Origin of the sequence: Fluviicoccus keumensis (assembly GCF_004217445.1) — a bacterium.
Taxonomy (GTDB): Bacteria; Pseudomonadota; Gammaproteobacteria; order Pseudomonadales; family Moraxellaceae; genus Fluviicoccus; species Fluviicoccus keumensis.
The window spans coordinates 108,871-128,071 of record NZ_SHKX01000010.1 but is presented as its reverse complement, the minus strand read 5'-3'; the positions used below and the strand labels follow the sequence as shown (position 1 = coordinate 128,071).

Sequence of the window (19,201 nt, the reverse complement as noted above, 5' to 3'; positions counted from 1 at the left end):
TCCTTGAAAAAGTATGGTTCGATCGGGCCAAACCGCAAGGGCGTCGGCCGCTTTTTTCGGTCCGCAGCGCTCAGTTGGTGATGCGCAGACCGTCCGCCGTGCAGGACAGGGTTTCCACCCGCGTCTGGTCGTTCCAGCTTTCCAGGTGCACGTCGAATTTCCACAGCCGGTGCAGGTGCCGCACTACTTCGGCGGCGCTGTCGGCCAAGGGACGGTTCTGGTGACGCTGGTGACGCAGCGTCAGCGCGCGGTCGCCGCGCAGGTTGACGTTCCACACCTGGATGTTCGGTTCGTTCATGCTCAGGTTGTACTGGTTCGACAGCGCTTGCCGCAGCCGCCGGAAACCGCCGTCGTCGTGGATGGCGCCGATTTCCAGATGGTCGCGGTGTTCGTCATCCACCACATCAAACAGGTGGAAGTCGCGCATGACCTTCGGGCTGAGGAACTGCTGCACGAAGCTTTCGTCCTTGAAGTTCTGCATCGCGAATTTCACGGTTTTCAGCCAGTCGCCGCCCGCGAAGTCGGGAAACCATAGCCGGTCTTCGTCGGTCGGCTGCTCGCAGATGCGCTTGATGTCCTGAAACATGGCGAAGCCCAGTGCATAGGGATTGATGCCCCGGTAATAGGGCGCGTCAAACGGCGGCTGGAACACCACGGCGGTATGCGACTGCAGAAACTCCAGCATGAATCCGTCGGTGACGAGTCCCTTGTCATAGAGCCGGTTCAGCAGGGTGTAGTGCCAGAAGGTCGCCCAGCCTTCGTTCATCACCTGCGTCTGCCGTTGCGGGTAGAAATACTGCGCCACCTTGCGGACGATGCGCACGATCTCGCGTTGCCAGGGCTCCAGCAACGGCGCGTTCTTCTCGAAGAAATAGAGCAGGTTTTCCTGCGGCTCCGCCGGAAAGCGTTCGCGTTCGTGGGTGTGGTGCTTGTGCTTTTGCGGAATGGTGCGCCACAGGTCGTTGACCTGCGCCTGCAAGGCCTGCTCGCGTTCTTCCTGCCGCAGTCGCTCCTCGTCGGCGGAAATGGGGTAGGGACGCTTGTAGCGGTCGACGCCGTAATTCATCAGCGCGTGGCAGGAGTCCAGCAGCAGTTCCACCTCGCGCACGCCGTGGCGCTCTTCGCACTTGCGGATGTAGTTCCGCGCGAACACCAGGTAGTCAATGATGCTGCCCGCATCCGTCCACGTCCGGAACAGGTAGTTGCCCTTGAAGAAGGAGTTGTGGCCGTAGCAGGCGTGCGCGATCACCAGCGCCTGCATGGTCATGGTGTTCTCTTCCATCAGGTAGGCGATGCACGGGTCGGAGTTGATGACAATCTCGTAGGCCAGCCCCATCTGCCCGCGCTGGTAGGCGTTCTCGGTATTGACGAAATGCTTGCCGAAGGACCAGTGGTGGTAGCCGATCGGCATGCCCACGGACGAATAGGCATCCATCATCTGCTCGGCGGTGATCACCTCGATCTGGTTGGGATAGGTGTCCAGCCCGAACTCGCCGTGGGCGATCGCCTTGATGGCGGCGTCGTACTCGGCGATCAGCGGGAAGGACCATTCCGAACCCGTGGAGATGGGCTTGCTCATGTCGGTTTCCTCGCAAACAGTTCCCGGAACACCGGATAGATGTCGCTCGGCTCGATGATCTGCTGCATGGCGAAGGCCTGCGGGAAGGCGGCCTCCACCTCCTCGTAGGATTGCCACAACGCCTGGTGCTGGCGCGGCGTGATCTCGATATACGCGAAATATTGCAGCGACGGCATGATGTGCTGCGTCAGGATTTCCTGGCACAACGGCGAGTCGTCGCTCCAGTTGTCGCCGTCCGAGGCCTGCGCGGCATAGATGTTCCATTGTTCCGGCGAATAGCGCTCGGCAATGATCTCGTCCATCAGCTTCAGCGCGCTGGAGACGATGGTGCCGCCGGTTTCGCGGGAATAGAAGAATTCCTGTTCATCCACCTCCTTGGCGCTGGTGTGATGGCGGATGAACACCAGTTCGATCTTGCGGTAATTGCGCTTCAGGAACAGGTACAGCAGCAGGAAGAAGCGCTTCGCCATGTCCTTGGTGGCCTGGCTCATCGAGCCGGACACATCCATGATGCAGAACATCACTGCCTGCGCCGTCGGCTTCGGCACCTTGATGTGGTGGTTGTAGCGCAGGTCGAAGGTGTCGATGAACGGGATCTTTTCCAGCCGCAGCTTCAATTTGCTGATTTCGGCCTTCAGCTCGCGGATGCGTTCGTTGCGTTCGGGCGAGGCCTCCATCTCCAGCAGGGCGGCCAGTTCGGCCTCATCTTCAGCGATCTGCCGCCGCTTGCCCGCGCCCAGGGCGATGCGCCGCGAGGTGGCGGCGCGCAGGCTGCGCACGATGTTGATCTTGGCCGGATTGCCTTCGGAGACGATGCCCGCGCTTTGCCATTCCCAGGTTTCCACCCCGGCCAGCCGCCGCTTCACCAGATTGGGCAGCGCCAGGTCTTCAAACAGGAAATTGAGGAACTCCTCCTGCGTCAGGGTAAAGCTGAAGTCATCCTCGCCTTCGCCGGAATTGCCCGCCTTGCCGCCGCCCTGACCGCCCGCGCCGCCTTGCGGACGCGGCACCTTGTCGCCGGTCACGAACTCCTTGTTGCCGGGATGCACCATCTCACGCGAGCCGCCCGGCCCGTGATGGAATACCGGCTCGGAAATGTCGCGCGTGGGCAGGGTCACGGACTCGCCGCGATCCATGTCGGTAATGCTGCGCTTGCCCGCCGCCTCCGACACCGACTCGCGGATCTGCGCCTTGTAGCGGTCCAGGAAGCGCTGGCGGTTGACCATGCTCTTGTGCCGGCCGTTCAGGCGACGGTCGATGATGTAGCTCATGCCACCTCCGGAACCGGATTACTGGGCTTTACGGAAGCGCAGGTACCATTCGCACAGCAAGCGCACCTGCTTCTCGGTATAGCCGCGGTCGGTCATGCGCCGCACGAAGTCCTGGTGCTTCTGCTGGTCGGCTTTCGACGCCTTCGGATTGAAGGAAATCACCGGCAGCAGGTCCTCGGTGTTGGAGAACATCTTCTTCTCGATCACCGTGCGCAGCTTCTCGTAGGACATCCAGGTCGGGTTCTTGCCGTTGTTGTTGGCGCGGGCGCGCAGCACGAAGTTGACCACCTCGTTGCGGAAATCCTTCGGGTTGGAAATGCCCGCTGGCTTCTCGATCTTCTCCAGTTCCTCGTTCAAGGCCTGACGGTTGAAGATTTCGCCGGTATCCGGGTCGCGGAATTCCTGGTCCTGGATCCAGAAGTCGGCGTACTGGACGTAGCGGTCGAAGATGTTCTGGCCGTATTCGGAATACGATTCCAGGTACGCGGTCTGGATTTCCTTGCCGATGAATTCGACATAGCGTGGCGCCATGTATTCCTTCAGGAAGCGCAGGTAGCGGGCGGCGGTGTCGTTGGCAAATTGCTCCTGCTCGATCTGCATTTCCAGAACGTGCAGCAAATGCACGGGATTGGCGGCGATCTCGCTGATATCGTAGTTGAACACCTTCGACAGGATCTTGAAGGCGAAGCGCGTCGACAGGCCGTTCATGCCTTCGTCCACCCCGGCAGCATCACGGTATTCCTGATAGGACTTGGCGCGCGGATCAGTATCCTTCAGGTTCTCGCCGTCATAGATGCGCATCTTCGAGAACAGGCTGGAGTTTTCCGGCTCCTTCAGCCGGGACAGCACGGTGAACTGCGCCAGCATCTTCAGCGTGTCCGGCGCGCAGGGGCTTTCGCGCAGCGAGGAATTGTCCAGCAGCTTCTGATAGATCTGGATTTCCTCGGTGACGCGCAGGCAGTAAGGCACCTTGACGATGAAGATCCGGTCGATGAAGGCTTCGTTGTTCTTGTTGTTGCGGAAGTTCAGCCACTCCGACTCGTTGGAGTGCGCCAGCACCACGCCGTCAAAGGGAATCGGGCCGATGGCCTCGGTGCCGTTGTAGTTGCCTTCCTGCGTCGCGGTCAGCAGCGGGTGCAGCACCTTGATCGGCGCCTTGAACATTTCCACGAATTCCATCAGTCCGCGATTGGCCTTGCACAGCCCGCCGGAGAAGGAATAGGCGTCGGCGTCGTTCTGCGGGAAGTCTTCCAGCTTGCGGATATCCACCTTGCCGACCAGCGCGGAAATGTCCTGGTTGTTCTCGTCGCCCGGTTCGGTCTTCGAGACGGCCAGCTGGTGCAGGATGCTCGGGTACAGCTTCACCACGCGGAATTTGCTGATGTCGCCGCCAAACTCCTGCAGCCGCTTCACCGCCCACGGCGACATGATGCCGCGCAGGTAGCGCTTGGGAATGCCGTAGTCCTGTTCCAAGATGTCGCCGTCTTCCTCGACATTGAACAGCCCCAGCGGCGATTCATTCACCGGCGAATCCTTGATGGCGTAGAAGGGCGTCTTCTCGATCAGCGCCTTCAGCCGTTCCGCCAGCGAGCTCTTACCGCCGCCCACCGGTCCCAGCAGGTAGAGTATCTGTTTCTTTTCCTCCAGCCCCTGTGCGGCGTGGCGGAAGTAGGCCACGATCTGCTCGATGGCGTCTTCCATGCCGTAGAACTCGCTGAAGGCGGGATAGCGGCGGATGATCTTGTTGGAAAAAATGCGGGACAGGCGCGCGTCGCGGCTGGTGTCGATCTGCTCCGGTTCGCCGATAGCGAGCAGCATCCGTTCGGGCGCGGTGGCGTAAACCGCCGGGTTCTGCTTGCACAGGTTCAGGTATTCCTCCAGCGAGAACTCCTCCGGCCGGCTTTGATCGAAGCGTGACTGGTAATGACGAAACAGGCTCATGGCATGACCTCGCGTTGTCGTTCTGCACCCGAAAAGGGCTTCCTGATTCTCAGCTTAGACGCCTTTTTTGAAGTCGGCTCGTGTTCCGGGGCTGAACACGCGTTACTGTTTTGCAACCACGGACGGGCGGTGGCGTCGGGATGACGGATGGTCTCGTCAGGAAATGAACATGCAGGGGGTGTGCCAAGGGCCGGGGAGGGGGATTAAGAACAGGATGGACAGCCGGGGGCGCGGTCAGGGGATCACCCCAGCCCGCAATCCTCGCAGCCCTCGCCGGTGCTGAAAAAGACGCCGTCGTCCAGTCGGTAAGCCAGCAGCTTACCGCCCCAGACACAGCCGCCGTCCAGCGCAATCACCGGATGCTGCGGGCCGTTGCCTTCCAGCGCCGCCCAGTGACCAAACAAGACCCGGACATTTTTCAACGAGGGATTCGGTATGGTGAACCACGGATAGAAACCGTCCGGCAGGTCGCTGCCCAGATCTTCCTTGAAGCTGAATTCCAGCTCCCCGGCCAGGCTGACCAGCCGCATCCGCGTCAGGTAGTTGGTGATCACGCGCCAGCGGCGGGTGCCGGTCAGCTGTTCGTGCCACAGATTGGGGCTGTTGCCGTACATGCCGCCCAGGAACTGCTTGACCAAATCTTCATGCTGCAGGATGGCGGACACTTCCGCCGCCAGCACGCGCGCCTGCGGCAGGCTCCAGCAGGGAGGAATGCCCGCATGCGTCAACACCGCCTGATGCTCGGGAATATCCAGAAACAACGGCTGCATGCGCAGCCAATCCATCAGTGCCTTGCCGTCTTTGGCTTCAATCACGGCGGCGGTGCGGTCTTTCTTTTTGACCGGACTGAAGCCGTACCAGCCCGCCAGCAGGTGCAAATCATGGTTGCCCAGCACCACGCGCACGTTGTCGCCCATGGCCTTGACCTGACGTAGCACGCTCAGCGAGTCCGGCCCGCGCGCGACCAGATCACCGGCCAGGAACAGGCGGTCGGCGTCGGGGTTGAAACGGATTTCTTTGAGCAACGCGTTGAACGACTCCGCGCAGCCCTGAATGTCGCCAATGGCGTAATCAGCCATACCGGCTCCTTAATGCACCATGCGCGGAACGGCCAGCCGGAAAACCGGGATCGGTGCTTCAAAGCGCTCGCCCAACTCGTCGATCATGCCGTACGAGCCCTGCATGCTGCCCACCGGCGTCTTCAGGATGGCGCCGCTGCTGTATTCATAGGTCTCGCCGGGCGCGATGGAGGGTTGTTGACCGACAACGCCGTCGCCGCGCACTTCTTCCACCTTGGCTTCACCGTCGGTGATGATCCAGTGCCGGGTCAGCAGGCGGGCGGGGATCGCGCCTTCATTGGTGATGGCGATGTGGTAAGCAAAGACAAAGCGCGATTCGCCGGGATTGGACTGTTCGGGTACGAACTCCGAGGTGACGTTGACGCGGATCGGGTGTTCAGGACGGGACATGGGAATTCAGCCGGTTGGTCAGACGGACGTATTGTTCTACGCTGAGGACTTCGCCGCGCAGGCCGGAGTCAATGCCGACGGCCGCAAAGTCCTCTTCGGTGGCGAGCGCCTTCAGGGCGTTGCGCAGGGTCTTGCGCCGCTGGTTGAAGGCGGCCGCGACGACTTGCGCCAGCAAGGGTTCATTATCGCACGGCCAGGGCAGCGCGGCATGGGGCGTCAGGCGCACCACGGCGGATTGCACTTTCGGCGGCGGATTGAACGCCCCTGGCGGCACGGCCAGCAGCCAGTCGACGCGGCAGCGGTACTGCACCATGACGCCCAGACGGCCATAGTCGGGCGTGCCGGGCTCGGCGGCCAGCCGGTCCACCACTTCCTTTTGCAGCATGAAACACATATCGCCGACCCGGTTGCTGAAAGTCAGCAGGTGGAAGATCAGCGGCGTCGAGATGTTGTAGGGCAGGTTGCCGATGATGCGCAGCGGGGCTTCCGGCTTCGCCAGGGTGGCGAAATCGAACTCCAGGGCGTCGGCCTGATGGATATGCAGCGTGCCTTGCCCGGCAAAGGTGACGGGCAGGCGGGCGGCCAGGTCGCGGTCCAGTTCCACCACGTGCATCTCGCCCAGGAAGGCCAGCAGGTGGCGGGTCAGCGCGCCCAGGCCGGGGCCGATCTCGACAACCTGCTGGCCCGGCACTGGGGCGAACATCTGCACAATGCGTCGGATGATGTTCTCGTCATGGAGAAAATTCTGGCCAAAGCGCTTGCGGGCGGTATGGCCTTGCAGGTCATGGGACATGTCGGCTGGATTCAATGAAGTCTGAGGGCGAATTCTAGGGCAATTCACCGGCTTTGTCGTGCGGGTGTTGGCAAAGTCTTGTTGCCGGGGGGCGGAAACGGTCATCATGCCGCTTTCAAACACCCGGATCGCGCCGCATGACCGATTATTTTCCGCAGCGGATTGTCTGCCTGACCGAAGAAACCACCGAGATGCTTTACCTGCTGGGGCAACAGCATCGCATCGTCGGCATTTCCGGTTTTACCGTGCGCCCGCCGCAGGCGCGCAAGGAGAAACCGCGCGTTTCGGCCTTCACCTCGGCAAAGATCGACCGCATCCTGGAACTGAAGCCCGATCTGGTGCTGGGTTTCTCGGACCTGCAGGCCGACATCGCGGCGGCGCTGATCCGTCAGGGCGTCAATGTCCATGTCTTCAACCAGCGTTCCGTCGATGAAATTCTGGCGATGCTGGTGCAGCTCGGCGCGATGGTCGGGGCGCAGGACAGGGCGCTAGCCTGGGTGCGGGAACGGGAGGCGCATCTGGCTGCCCTGCGGGAACGCAATGCGCAACGCGCGCGGCGGCCGCGGGTCTATTTCGAAGAGTGGTATGACCCGATCATCACCAGCATCCAGTGGGTTGCGGAACTGGTGGAACTGGCGGGCGGGGAGAATGTCTTTCCCGAGCATGCGCGGGAGTCGCTGGGCAAGAACCGCATCCTGGCCGATCCGCTGGAAGTGGCGCGTCGGCAGCCGGACATCATCATCGGTTCCTGGTGCGGCCGCAAATTCCGGCCGGAACAGGTGGCGGCGCGGCAGGGCTGGCAGGACATCCCGGCGGTGTGTCACGGCCGCATTTACGAAATCAAGTCGGCGGATATTTTGCAACCCGGTCCGGCGGCACTGACCGACGGGCTGGATCAGCTCTGCGCGCTGGTGGATGCCTGGCGGCCGTAAGCCATCCCGGCCGCCATTTGCAAGGCGGCCAGCAGGCTGCCGCTGTCGGCCAGCCCGGTTCCCGCCAGCGACAGCGCCGTGCCGTGATCCACCGAGGTGCGGATGATTGGCAGGCCCAGCGTCACATTCACCGCTTCGCCAAAGCCGCGCGCCTTCAGCACCGGCAGTCCCTGATCGTGGAACATCGCCAGCACCGCATCGGCGTCGGCCAGGTTCTTCTCGGTGAACAGGGTATCGGCGGGCAGGGCGTCGCTCAGGCGCAGGCCTTCGGCGCGCAGCTCCGCCAGCACCGGGTTGATCACGGTGATTTCCTCGTGTCCCAGATGGCCGCCTTCCCCGGCATGCGGGTTCAGGCCGCAGACCAGGATGCGCGGGTCGGGAATCGCGAAGTTCTCGCGGAGGTCGTGGTGCAGGATGCGGATCACCTGCCGCAGTGTCTCCGGCGTGATGGCGTCCGGCACCGCGCGCAGCGGCAGGTGCGTGGTGGCCAGGGCGACGCGCAGGCCGGGGCAGGCCAGCATCATCACCACTTTCGGTACTTCGCAGAGCTCTTGCAGGAATTCGGTATGGCCGCTGAAAGGAATCCCGGCATCATTGATGATGGATTTCTGCACGGGGGCCGTCACCATGCCCGCCGCTTCGCCGTCGAGGCAGGCCTGGGCGGCGCGCTCCAGCATTTCCAGCACGTAGGGGCTGTTGGTCTTGTCCAGTTTGCCAGCCGTGACCGGAGCGCGCAGGGCGACCGGCCATACCCGTAATTGTCCGGGCGGCAGCGGCGAGGCGTCATCACCGCTGGCCCAGTGATGCAGCGCCACGGTCAGTCCCAGCTGCCGGGCGCGTTGCCGCAGCAATTCCGGATCGGCCAGCGCCACCCACGGCAGGGGCAGTCCCTGCCCGGCCAGCATCAGACACAGGTCCGGGCCGATACCCGCCGGTTCGCCGGAGGTCAGCAGCAACGGCAGCACCATGTCAGGGGGCCTCGACCGGCTTGATTTCCACATAGGCGTCGGCGCGGATCTCGCGCTGCCACAGTTCCAGCTCTTCATCAAACTTGCGGTTGTACAGAGCCTGGCGCGCCAGGTTGCGCCGGTACTCCCGGGTCATGTCCTGATCGCGCTCGCCCAGTACCTGCAGGATGTGCCAGCCGAACTGACTTTCAAAAACCGGACTGATGCCGTTGATGGGCGTCTTCTTCATCATCTCTTCAAACGACGGCACCATTTCGCCGGGGGAAACCCAACCGAGGTCGCCGCCGTTACGGGCCGATCCCGGGTCATCGGAGTTGGTGCGGGCCAGTGTGGGGAAGTCTTCCGGATGCTGTTCCAGCTTGGAGCGCAGGTCTGCCGCCTTTTGCTGGGCATCCTCGCTGCTCAGCACTTCCGAGGGCTTCACCAGAATATGGCGGACCTGACGCTGGTGGATCACCATTTGTTCCGCGCCGCGACGATCCAGCAGGGCCAGGATATGGAAGCCGGCGGGAGTCTGGATCGGTCCGGCATATTCCCCGGTTTTCAGGCCGCGGATCTGGTCCGCGAAGACCGCAGGCAGCTGGGCTTCCTTGCGCCAGCCCAGGTCGCCGCCTTTCAGGGCGTCGTCACCGGTCGAGTAGCGGGCGGCCACCTGTTCCAGGGACTGGCCGCCGCGCAGCGCGACCAGGGCTTCCTCGGCACGCTTGCGGGCCTTGTCCAGCTGTGCCGGGGTCGCGGCTTCGGGGACGCTGACAAGAATATGGGCCAGGCGGTACTCGGTCGCCAGCGCTTCTGCGCCTTGGGGGGAAGCCAGGAAGCTGTCGATGTCCTGGTCGGTAATCCGGATTCTTTCCTGAAGTCGCCGGTTGCGGTAACGGCTGATGATCATTTCCGTCCGCACCTGTTCACGCACCTGGTTATAGCTGCCGGGGTGTTCAGTCTCCAGCCGTTGCCGGAATTCATCCAGCGTCAGGCCGTTCTGGCGGGCGATATCGGTCATCGACGCATTAAGAGTATTGTCATCAATCCGCACACCGGCCTTTTGCGCTTGTCCGCGTTGCAGGTTTTGCAGGATCAGTTGCTCCAGCACCTGGTTTCGCAGGTCGGCCGGATCCGGCAAAGTCTGATGGCGGGTCTGGAACTGGTTCTCCACATCGGCGATCCGTTGCTTCACCTCGCTTTCCAGAATCACATCCTCGTCCACGACGGCAGCAATGCGGTCCAGGGGGATGCCGGCCATGACCGGAGCGGTTAACAGCAGGAACAGCAAGGGTGCAACGGATAAACGCATTAGCGGTTCTCCCGGAAAGAGGGGCGGAAGGATTCCTGGATCTGGCGATAACCAAAGACTTTGTTGGACAGCAGGTCATTCACACCGGACGAGATGCCGGCCAGCCCCTTGAGGGTAATCTCAATGAAAAATGCCGTGCGCCGCTGGTTGGCGGCGCTGATGTTGTCAGGATCAGCCAGAAACTGCCGGCGATACAGTGACACACGCCAGCAGCAGGCATCGTAGCGCAGCCCGGCCAGACTGTCCTGTGTCACATTGTTGTTGAGGTCGTACTGCATCAGGCCCATGAAATGCCAGCTTCCGCCCAGCGGATGAATCAGCGAGGCGCTGGCCTGGCTCAGGGCCTTCTGGTTCAGGGACAGGATTTCGCGTCGATAGCTGTAGCCGATATTGAACAGCCGGTCGGCGGTATCGGGCAGGTAGTGTAATTGCACTCCGACCTGCGCGGCTTGCGCGGCCGGGGTCCACAGGCTGTCCGCGGAACCGGACCAATCACGGTTCAGTTGCAGCGCCAACTCGCCGGCAACGCCCGAGGTGCCGTCACTGGCGACAGGGTCGGTGGCATTGAGGCGCACCTTGCGGTCGCGGAGATAGAAAACCTCGCCCACGGATGCGCGCAGCCGTTCATGGCCGTCATCCTTGTCCAGCCAGCGGCTGGTCACGCCCAGGGAGACCTGATTGGCGTCATCAATACGGTCGCCGCCGGAAAAGCGGCTGCTCCGGAACAGCTGGGCAAAGCTGAAGGTGGAGGTGGCGGTATCGAAGTTGGGCAGGGACGACTGGTCCTTGTACGGGGAATAGATGTAGAACATGCGCGGCTCCAGCGTCTGGGTGAAGCGTCCGCTGTCGCGCTCGAAGGTCAGGCCGCTGTCCAGGCTCAGGACCGGATTGTTGATCATGTCGGGTTGGGAGCCGGGAGAATTTTCCAGCCGGTACGCCAGCTGTCGCAATGACAGTTCGGGAGCCACAAACCCCCAGGGGCGCTGGAGGCGATAGCCCAGTCGGGGCTCAAAGCGCCAGCGCTCACCATTGACCTCGGTCCCGCTGCCGTCATTGACCGTGCGGTTGAAGCGGGTCATTTCACTCAGGACGCGCATGCTCAGGTCATGACCCAGGGGCTGCTCGCCGCGAAACAGGACCTGCGGCAGACGGGCATACGGCTTGCTGATGTCCGTCAGCAGCGGGTCAATGGTCTGGAAGCCCTGCACCCGGCCCAGCACGCTCCAGCCCGAGCCATAGTACTCGACTTCGCCCGTGCGCTCCTGGTGTGTAGCGCTGCTCTGGCTCAGGTCTGTGCCCAAATCGGTGAAATAAGCGCTGTCGGAAACATAATTCACCAGCGTGGCCGCCCGAACATGGCCGTCCTGGTAGCGGTGGCGCCAGCTGGCTTGCTGCCGGTCGTTGTTCTGGTAAAGCTTGTCTGACGGCAGCATCGCCAGTTGCAGCTCCCCGGAGCCATGCTCGCCCGTCAGATAGCGGAATTCACTTTCAGCCATGAGCCCCCGGCGCGACAGCAATCGCGGCGTCAGGGTCATGTCATAGTTCGGCGCCAGATTGAAATAGATCGGTTGGGCGAAATCAAAACCGCCATCATTGGTCGAGCCAAAGCGGGGCACCAGCAATCCCGTCATGCGCCGGGCGTCAATCGGGAAGTTGAAATAGGGGATATTGACCAGCGGCACCCCGCCGACATGCAGGCGGGCCTGTCGCACGGTGCCCCGGCCGGTAGTGGGGTCCAGCCTCAGCTTCCGTGCGGAAAAGTACCACACCCGGTGATCGGGCTCGCACGTGGAGTATTCAACCCGGTCGAAACGCAGTTCTCCGTTTTCCTTGCGATCGATGGTCGTCGCCTTGCCGTGCGCATTCAGTAGCGTGGACACAAATTCGACGCTGTCCAGATGGGCGGTCTTGCCGGCCAGGTTCATGTCCGCCTGTTTGCCGGCCAGGACCAGTCCGGGCTCGGCCAGCAGGATGTTGCCCGTGAAGCGGCCATTGTCCCGGCCCGTGGAAATTTCCGCGTCATCGGCCTGAATGGTCCGGCCGGGCTGGGATATGCGGACATCACCGCGCAGCTTGGAGGCGCCCTCCGGATCAAAATACACCCAGGCGGCTTCGCCTTCGACCGGACTTTCATCGATTTTACCCGGGCGGACCGACATGGGGATGGGCGTTACCCAAGTGCCCCGGCAGCCGGGGTTTACCCGCGGTCGGCTGTTGGCGGGCCTGGCCGCGATCGCGGCTTCATCCATCCATCCCAAACGCGCGTAGTTGATGGCTTCGCCGGCGCCGGCCAGGGCGGGAAGTAGGGACGACAGCAAGAAAATCGGAGTCCGGCGCATTATGCAACTTGGGTTCAGGGCAAAGCTCGGGGATAATAGAAAACTTCGTCCCTTTCAGCCATGAGTTTTTGTAATGGAAGATTGCGCCATCGCTGTCGATCAACGCCGCGACGCCCTTTGTGCGTGGTCGGCCGGCTGGGTCCGCGCCCATACCCCGTTCACGCCCGCCGAAGCCCTGGACATCGTGTCCGGCGACGCCAGCTTCCGCCGCTACTTCCGCCTGCAGCACGGGCAGGGCAGCCTGATCTGCGTCGACGCGCCGCCCGACAAGGAAAACTCCCGCCCCTTCGTCGCCATTGCCCGTGCGCTGTTCGCGCATCAGGTGCATGTGCCGGAAGTCCTCGCCGTCGATTTCGAGCAGGGCTTCATGCTGCTGAGCGACCTGGGCGACACCTTGCTGCGTCCCTGTCTGAATGATGATTCGGTGGACGAACTCTATGGTCAGGCCATGGACGAACTGCTGCACCTGCTGTCCAGCCCGCAGCCGGACGACTACCCGCTGCCGCCCTACGACCATGCCCGGCTGATGACCGAGATGTCGCTGTTCCGCGACTGGTTCCTTGGCCGTTACTTGACGCTGGATCTGACGGCGGAGGAGACCGCGCTGGTGGACGGCGTCTGCGACCGCATCGCCCAGGCCGTTCTGGCGCAGCCGATCGTCTTTGTCCATCGCGATTATCATTCCCGCAACCTGATGGTGCTGCCTACCGGCCGTCTCGGCGTCATCGACTTCCAGGATGCGGTGACCGGCCCCATCACCTACGACCTGGTGTCGCTGTTGCGCGATGCCTATGTCGAATGGCCCGCCGACCGGGTTAACGGCTGGGTGGAAATCTTCCGGCAGAAGCTGCTGGCCGCCGGACAAATTGCTGCGGATGTCGATAGCGCGGCTTTCCAGGCCTGGTTCGACTGGATGGGCGCGCAGCGTCACCTCAAGGTGCTTGGTATCTTCGCGCGTCTCAGCCTGCGCGACGGCAAGCACGGCTACCTCAATGACATCCCGCTGGTCTTCAAGTATCTGGTGGATGAAATCGGAGCTTATCCGGAGCTGGCTGCATTCCGCGATTGGGTGCTGGTGCGGGTGGTTCCCGCCTATCTGGCGAAGAATCCCGCCGCGCAACCGTGGCTGGCGCATGTGGCGGGGAGCGTCGCATGAAAGCGATGATCCTTGCCGCCGGTCTGGGTAACCGCATGCGGCCGCTGACGCTGACCACGCCCAAGCCGCTGCTGGCGGTGGGCGGCAAGCCCCTGATCGTCTGGCACATCGAGGCGTTGAAGGCGGTTGGTGTCACCGATCTCGTCATCAATACCGCTTGGCTGGGTGAGCGTCTGCACGAGGCGCTGGGTGACGGTTCGGCGCTGGGTGTGAATATCGCCTGGTCGGATGAAGGCGAACCGCTGGAAACGGCGGGCGGCATCGTTCAAGCCCTGCCGTTGCTGGGTCAAGATCCCTTCCTGCTGGTCAACGGCGACATCTGGTTGCGCTACGACTTCACCCGCCTGCGCGCCCGCGTGCTGGCGGACCGGCTGGCGCACCTGCTGCTGGTCGACAATCCGCCCCAGCATCCGGGCGGCGATTTTGCGTTTGAACGGACTTCAGACGCCGGGCTGATCCGGCCGCAAGGGGAGGAGAAGTACACCTTTGCCGGGATCAGCCTCATGTCGCCCCGATTGTTTGACGGTCTGTCGCCGGGCAAGGCTCCTCTGGCGCCGCTGCTGCGTCAGGCCATTGCCGCCGGACGCGTCAGTGGCGAATATCATCCCGGCCCCTGGGTCGATGTGGGAACCCCCGAACGCCTCCAGGCGCTGGATGACGCCATCCGCGCCAGCCAACTCTGATTCAGGAATCTAGATATGCGTGACTACCTGCTGGCTCCGTCCATCCTCTCCGCCGACTTTGCCCGTCTCGGGGCGGAAGTCGATGCCGTGCTCGAAGCCGGAACCGACATCGTCCACTTCGATGTCATGGACAACCACTATGTGCCGAACCTGACCGTCGGCCCGATGGTCTGCAAGGCGCTGCGCAAGTATGGCGTCACCGCGCCGATCGACGTGCACCTGATGGTGTCGCCGGTCGACCGCATCATCGGCGACTTCATCGAAGCCGGAGCCACCTACATCACCTTCCATCCGGAAGCCTCCGATCACATTGACCGTTCGCTGCAACTGATCCGCAGCGGCGGCTGCGAGGCCGGGCTGGTCTTCAATCCCGCCACGCCGCTGCACTATCTGGATTATGTGCTCGACAAGGTCGACATGGTGCTGCTGATGAGCGTCAACCCCGGCTTTGGCGGCCAGCAGTTCATCCCCAAGACGCTCGACAAGCTGATGGAAGCGCGCCGGTTGATCGATGCCAGCGGTTTGCCCATCCGGCTGGAAGTGGATGGCGGAGTTACCGCGAAGAACATCCGCCAGATCGCCGAGGCGGGCGCGGATACCTTTGTCGCCGGTTCCGCCATTTTCGGGGCCGGGGATTATCGCGCCGCCGTCAGCGCGATGCGCGCGGAGCTGGCGCTGGTTGGCGCTCTGCAGGCCTGACCATGTTCAGCCTGATCGGATTCACCCCGAAACTGGTGATGTGCGACCTCGACGGCACCCTCGTCGATTCGGCCGCCGACATTCATCATTGCCTGAATCTGGCGCTGGACGATCTGGGCCTCGCCAGGGTCAGCCAGTTGCAGGTGCGCAACTGGGTCGGACGCGGCGCCTCGCGGCTGGTCTATTGCGTACTGGAAGCCGGGCAGCATCCGGCGGGACTTCATGACGGATTGCTGGCCGGGTTCATGCGGCATTATCAGCAGGCGGTCTGTCAGTTCAGCCGCTTTTACGAAGGCGTGCCCGAATTCCTCAAGGCCTGCCGTCAGGCGGGCATCCCGCTGGCCTGCGTGACCAATAAACCGTACGCGCCCGCCAAGGGCTTGCTCGAAGCCCTGGATTGTCTGGACGATTTCCAGTTGCTGGTCGGCGGCGACACCTTGCCGCACAAAAAGCCCCATCCGGAACCGCTGCAACACTGCCTGCGCCATTTCGGCACCCGGCCCGGCGAAGCCTTGATGCTGGGCGACTCCCGCAACGATGTCGAGGCCGCGCGTGCGGCGGGGGTTCCCTGTGTCGCGCTGCCATACGGTTACAATCACGGCGAGCCGATCGAGGCCTGTGAGCCAACCTGGATCGTGCCGCATCTCGGTGTCCTGCTTGACCGCGCCCCGGCTTGATTCCCGGGGCAAGTTCCATTAACGTAAATCCTTTATATAGGCAGAAGTGGCAATGACCCCTGTTTTCCGCTGGCGATGGTGATTTCCCCGTACGTGTTGCGCGCCTAACCCCTGTCCGCCATTATGTTGCAAAGGTCATTGCCATGATTTCCCACGAGCAGTTTGCCGAATTCGCCCGTCAGGGCTACAACCGTATTCCCGTCGCCCTGGAGTTGCTGGCGGATCTGGATACGCCGTTGTCCGTTTACCTCAAGGTCGCCAACCAGCCTTACAGCTATCTCTTCGAGTCCGTTCACGGCGGAGAGCGGTGGGGGCGTTATTCCATCATCGGTTTACCGTCCCGTCGACGATTGTCCGTGACCGGTCACAGCGTCCAGCTCTATGAAGGCGATATCCTGCAGGACGATGTCCGCACCGAAGACCCCTTGTCATTCATCGAGGAATACCAGGCCCAGTTCAAAGTGCCGGTGGTCGAGAACATGCCCCGGTTTACCGGTGGCCTGGTCGGGTATTTCGGTTATGACTGCGTGCGGTATGTTGAAAAGAAGCTCGCCTCGGTCAGCAAACCCGATCCGATCGGCATGCCTGACATCCAGTTGATGCTGTCAGAGGAAGTCATCGTTTTTGACAACCTCAAGGAAAGCATTTACCTGATCACGCACGCCGATCCCGCCGAGGCCAATGCCTATGCCCGGGCGCTGGAACGCCTGGAGCAGTTGTCTCACCGCTTGCGGACTGCCGCCGGTCTCAGCGGGCCGATGACGGATGCTCCGCCGACCCGTGAAAGTGATTTCCGGTCCGGATTCGGTGAGGAGGCGTTCAAGGCGGGGGTCAACCACATCAAGGAATACATACTCGCCGGGGATGTCATGCAGGTGGTGCCTTCCCAACGTCTGACGGCGCCCTATGGGCATTCGCCGATGGCGCTATACCGCGCGCTCAGGCATCTCAATCCTTCCCCGTACATGTATTTCGTCAATTTCGGCAATGCCCACATTGTCGGTTCAAGTCCGGAAATCCTCGCCAGGGTTCAGGGAGGCCGGGTAACCGTGCGTCCCATCGCCGGAACCCGGCCGCGCGGGCGGACGCCGGAACATGATCATGCCCTGGCGGCCGAATTACTGGCGGATCCCAAGGAGATTGCCGAGCACCTGATGCTGATCGATCTTGGACGCAACGATGCCGGACGCGTCAGTCAGGTCGGTCAGGTCACGGTCACGGAAAAAATGGTGATTGAGCGTTATTCGCACGTCATGCACATCGTCTCCAATGTCGAGGGGGTCCTGAAGGAAGGGGTCTCCTCGATGGATGTGCTCCGTGCCACGCTCCCTGCCGGAACATTGTCCGGTGCGCCCAAGGTCAGGGCCATGGAAATTATTGATGAACTGGAGCCGGTCAAGCGCGGAGTCTATGGCGGGGCTGTCGGCTATCTGGGTTGGAACGGTGAAATGGATACGGCCATCGCGATCCGCACGGCTGTTCTCAAGGACGGATTGATGCACGTTCAGGCCGGGGCGGGGGTTGTGGCGGATTCAATACCCGAAATGGAATGGCTGGAAACCATGAACAAGGCGCGCGCCTGTATTCGTGCAGCGGAATTGGCGTCCAATCACTTAAAAATTAAGCAGTAAGCCATTGAATGCGCGTGCCGAACACGTATAATGCGGCACGTTTTTCGTTTAAGCCGGTATAGCTCAGTTGGTAGAGCAACTGACTTGTAATCAGTAGGTCGTGAGTTCGAGTCCCACTGCCGGCACCACGAAAAACAGGTGGAAAATCTCTTGACAAGCTTCGGTGAAATCCAGAGAATATCCAGCCTCGCGTTGGTGGGGTTCCCGAGCGGTCAAAGGGATCAGACTGTAAATCTGACGGCTCAGCCTTCGAAGGTTCGAATCCTTCCCCCACCACCACTTTATGCGCGGGTGTAGTTTAGTGGTAGAACTTCAGCCTTCCAAGCTGATAGTGCGGGTTCGATTCCCGCCACCCGCTCCAGGTTGGTTGAAAAAGAGTAGCGCTCATATAGCTCAGTCGGTAGAGCACTTCCTTGGTAAGGAAGAGGTCACCGGTTCAAATCCGGTTATGAGCTCCATATTCCAGGCAGACGGCGAACGCCGCTTCTGCCTTTGTTGTTAATAGAAATGTTTGGCTAGATCACCCACGAGGGAGAGTTGTCATGGCAAAGGCTAAGTTTGAACGCGATAAGCCGCACGTAAACGTCGGCACCATTGGTCACGTTGACCACGGCAAGACCACCCTGACGGCTGCCATCACCACCATTTGCGCGAAAGTGTATGGCGGTGAAGCCAAGGCGTACGACCAGATCGACGCTGCTCCCGAAGAACGCGCCCGCGGTATTACGATTAACACCGCGCACGTGGAATACCTGTCGCCGATCCGTCACTACGCGCACGTTGACTGCCCGGGTCACGCTGACTATGTGAAGAACATGATCACCGGTGCCGCCCAGATGGACGGTGCTATCCTGGTTTGCTCCGCTGCTGACGGCCCCATGCCGCAGACCCGCGAACACATCCTCCTGTCCCGTCAGGTTGGTGTGCCGTACATCGTCGTGTTCCTGAACAAGTGCGACATGGTCGATGACGAAGAGCTGCTGGAACTGGTGGAAATGGAAGTTCGCGACCTGCTGAACAAGTACAACTTCCCTGGTGACGACACCCCGATCATTCGTGGTTCCGCCCTGGAAGCCCTGAATGGTTCCGATGGCAAGTTTGGCGTTCCCGCCATCCTGAAGCTGGTCGAGACTCTGGATTCCTACATTCCTGAGCCGACCCGCGCCATTGACCAGCCGTTCCTGCTGCCGATCGAAGACGTGTTCTCGATTTCCGGCCGCGGCACCGTGGTGACCGGTCGCGTCGAGCGCGGCATCATCAAGGTTGGTGAAGAAGTGGAAATCGTCGGTATCAAGGATACCGTCAAGTCCACCTGTACCGGTGTTGAAATGTTCCGCAAGCTGCTGGACGAAGGCCGCGCCGGTGAAAACGTCGGCGTGCTGCTGCGCGGCATCAAGCGCGAAGACATTCAGCGCGGTCAGGTTCTGGCCAAGCCGAACAGCATCAAGCCGCACACCAACTTCGTTTCCGAAGTGTATGTGCTGAGCAAGGAAGAAGGCGGTCGTCATACTCCGTTCTTCAAGGGCTATCGTCCTCAGTTCTACTTCCGTACCACGGACGTGACTGGCTCCATCGAACTGCCGGAAGGTGTTGAGATGGTGATGCCGGGCGACAACATCCAGATGACGGTGGAGCTGATCCACCCGATCGCGATGGATGAAGGCCTGCGCTTCGCTATCCGTGAAGGCGGTCGCACCGTCGGCGCGGGTGTTGTGGCCAAGATCATCAAGTAAGTTGTGCGGGCGCCGCCCAAGGGCGGCGCTGCATATCAG

16 protein-coding genes and 4 tRNA genes are annotated in these 19,201 nt (G+C 61.7%); 11 read left to right on the top strand and 9 right to left on the bottom strand.

Annotated elements, in window-relative coordinates; translation table 11 throughout:
• Positions 1-70 precede the first annotated feature (70 nt).
• The 6 genes from EV700_RS01640 to rsmA all read right to left on the bottom strand — a co-directional run bounded on the left by EV700_RS01640 (position 71) and on the right by rsmA (position 7,053).
• On the bottom strand, positions 71-1,579 hold the full coding sequence (locus EV700_RS01640) for a SpoVR family protein (RefSeq protein ID WP_130410618.1): 1,509 nt from the start codon (positions 1,577-1,579) through the stop codon (positions 71-73).
• Positions 1,576-2,850, bottom strand: a complete 1,275-nt coding sequence (locus tag EV700_RS01635; RefSeq protein WP_130410617.1) for a YeaH/YhbH family protein — start codon at positions 2,848-2,850, stop codon at positions 1,576-1,578. Before EV700_RS01635 ends, EV700_RS01640 begins: the two co-directional genes overlap by 4 nt.
• A gap of 18 nt (positions 2,851-2,868) precedes the next feature.
• Positions 2,869-4,791, bottom strand: a complete 1,923-nt coding sequence (locus EV700_RS01630; RefSeq protein ID WP_130410616.1) for a PrkA family serine protein kinase — start codon at positions 4,789-4,791, stop codon at positions 2,869-2,871.
• 242 nt (positions 4,792-5,033) lie between these two features.
• Positions 5,034-5,870 (bottom strand): symmetrical bis(5'-nucleosyl)-tetraphosphatase, encoded by an 837-nt coding sequence (locus tag EV700_RS01625; protein WP_130410615.1) that lies wholly within the window; start codon positions 5,868-5,870, stop codon positions 5,034-5,036.
• Positions 5,871-5,879: 9 nt separating this feature from the next.
• Complete coding sequence (gene apaG, locus EV700_RS01620; RefSeq protein ID WP_130410614.1) at positions 5,880-6,260, bottom strand: Co2+/Mg2+ efflux protein ApaG; 381 nt, start codon at positions 6,258-6,260, stop codon at positions 5,880-5,882.
• The gene (gene rsmA, locus EV700_RS01615; protein WP_130410613.1) at positions 6,247-7,053 is read right to left on the bottom strand and encodes a 16S rRNA (adenine(1518)-N(6)/adenine(1519)-N(6))-dimethyltransferase RsmA; all 807 of its coding nucleotides are present in this window, start codon (positions 7,051-7,053) and stop codon (positions 6,247-6,249) included. The genes apaG and rsmA overlap by 14 nt, the downstream gene beginning before the upstream one ends.
• A gap of 137 nt (positions 7,054-7,190) precedes the next feature.
• Between rsmA and EV700_RS01610 the strand changes: the two genes are divergently transcribed.
• Positions 7,191-7,985: a cobalamin-binding protein gene (locus tag EV700_RS01610; protein WP_130410612.1), complete on the top strand. Its 795-nt coding sequence runs from the start codon at positions 7,191-7,193 to the stop codon at positions 7,983-7,985.
• On the opposite strand, the gene pdxA is transcribed toward EV700_RS01610, so the two are convergent.
• Genes pdxA through EV700_RS01595 form a run of 3 tightly spaced genes read right to left on the bottom strand, consistent with a single transcriptional unit; the run spans position 7,949 to position 12,403 of the window.
• Complete coding sequence (gene pdxA / locus EV700_RS01605) at positions 7,949-8,950, bottom strand: 4-hydroxythreonine-4-phosphate dehydrogenase PdxA (RefSeq protein ID WP_242610187.1); 1,002 nt, start codon at positions 8,948-8,950, stop codon at positions 7,949-7,951. The genes EV700_RS01610 and pdxA overlap by 37 nt on opposite strands.
• Before the next feature lie 4 nt (positions 8,951-8,954).
• Positions 8,955-10,244 (bottom strand): peptidylprolyl isomerase, encoded by a 1,290-nt coding sequence (locus tag EV700_RS01600; RefSeq protein WP_130410610.1) that lies wholly within the window; start codon positions 10,242-10,244, stop codon positions 8,955-8,957.
• Positions 10,244-12,403 (bottom strand): LPS-assembly protein LptD, encoded by a 2,160-nt coding sequence (locus EV700_RS01595; protein WP_165391288.1) that lies wholly within the window; start codon positions 12,401-12,403, stop codon positions 10,244-10,246. The genes EV700_RS01600 and EV700_RS01595 overlap by 1 nt, the downstream gene beginning before the upstream one ends.
• Before the next feature lie 253 nt (positions 12,404-12,656).
• Here EV700_RS01595 and EV700_RS01590 point away from each other — a divergent pair, with 253 nt between their 5' ends.
• The 10 genes from EV700_RS01590 to tuf all read left to right on the top strand — a co-directional run bounded on the left by EV700_RS01590 (position 12,657) and on the right by tuf (position 19,162).
• Positions 12,657-13,739, top strand: coding sequence for an aminoglycoside phosphotransferase family protein (locus EV700_RS01590; protein WP_130410608.1), 1,083 nt, complete (start codon positions 12,657-12,659; stop codon positions 13,737-13,739).
• Complete coding sequence (gene murU / locus EV700_RS01585; RefSeq protein WP_130410607.1) at positions 13,736-14,422, top strand: N-acetylmuramate alpha-1-phosphate uridylyltransferase MurU; 687 nt, start codon at positions 13,736-13,738, stop codon at positions 14,420-14,422. Before EV700_RS01590 ends, murU begins: the two co-directional genes overlap by 4 nt.
• Before the next feature lie 15 nt (positions 14,423-14,437).
• Positions 14,438-15,121: a ribulose-phosphate 3-epimerase gene (gene rpe / locus EV700_RS01580; protein WP_130410606.1), complete on the top strand. Its 684-nt coding sequence runs from the start codon at positions 14,438-14,440 to the stop codon at positions 15,119-15,121.
• A gap of 2 nt (positions 15,122-15,123) precedes the next feature.
• Positions 15,124-15,798: a phosphoglycolate phosphatase gene (locus tag EV700_RS01575; RefSeq protein WP_130410605.1), complete on the top strand. Its 675-nt coding sequence runs from the start codon at positions 15,124-15,126 to the stop codon at positions 15,796-15,798.
• A 143-nt stretch (positions 15,799-15,941) separates the two neighbouring features.
• Positions 15,942-17,429 (top strand): anthranilate synthase component I, encoded by a 1,488-nt coding sequence (trpE, locus tag EV700_RS01570; protein WP_242610162.1) that lies wholly within the window; start codon positions 15,942-15,944, stop codon positions 17,427-17,429.
• Positions 17,430-17,481: 52 nt separating this feature from the next.
• A tRNA-Thr gene (locus EV700_RS01565) sits at positions 17,482-17,557 on the top strand.
• Between the two features lie 66 nt (positions 17,558-17,623).
• Positions 17,624-17,708 (top strand) — tRNA-Tyr (locus EV700_RS01560).
• A gap of 8 nt (positions 17,709-17,716) precedes the next feature.
• Positions 17,717-17,790 (top strand) — tRNA-Gly (locus EV700_RS01555).
• Between the two features lie 21 nt (positions 17,791-17,811).
• Positions 17,812-17,887: transfer RNA gene (locus tag EV700_RS01550), tRNA-Thr, on the top strand.
• Positions 17,888-17,971: 84 nt separating this feature from the next.
• Positions 17,972-19,162, top strand: a complete 1,191-nt coding sequence (gene tuf, locus EV700_RS01545; RefSeq protein ID WP_130410593.1) for an elongation factor Tu — start codon at positions 17,972-17,974, stop codon at positions 19,160-19,162.
• Positions 19,163-19,201: the final 39 nt, after the last annotated feature.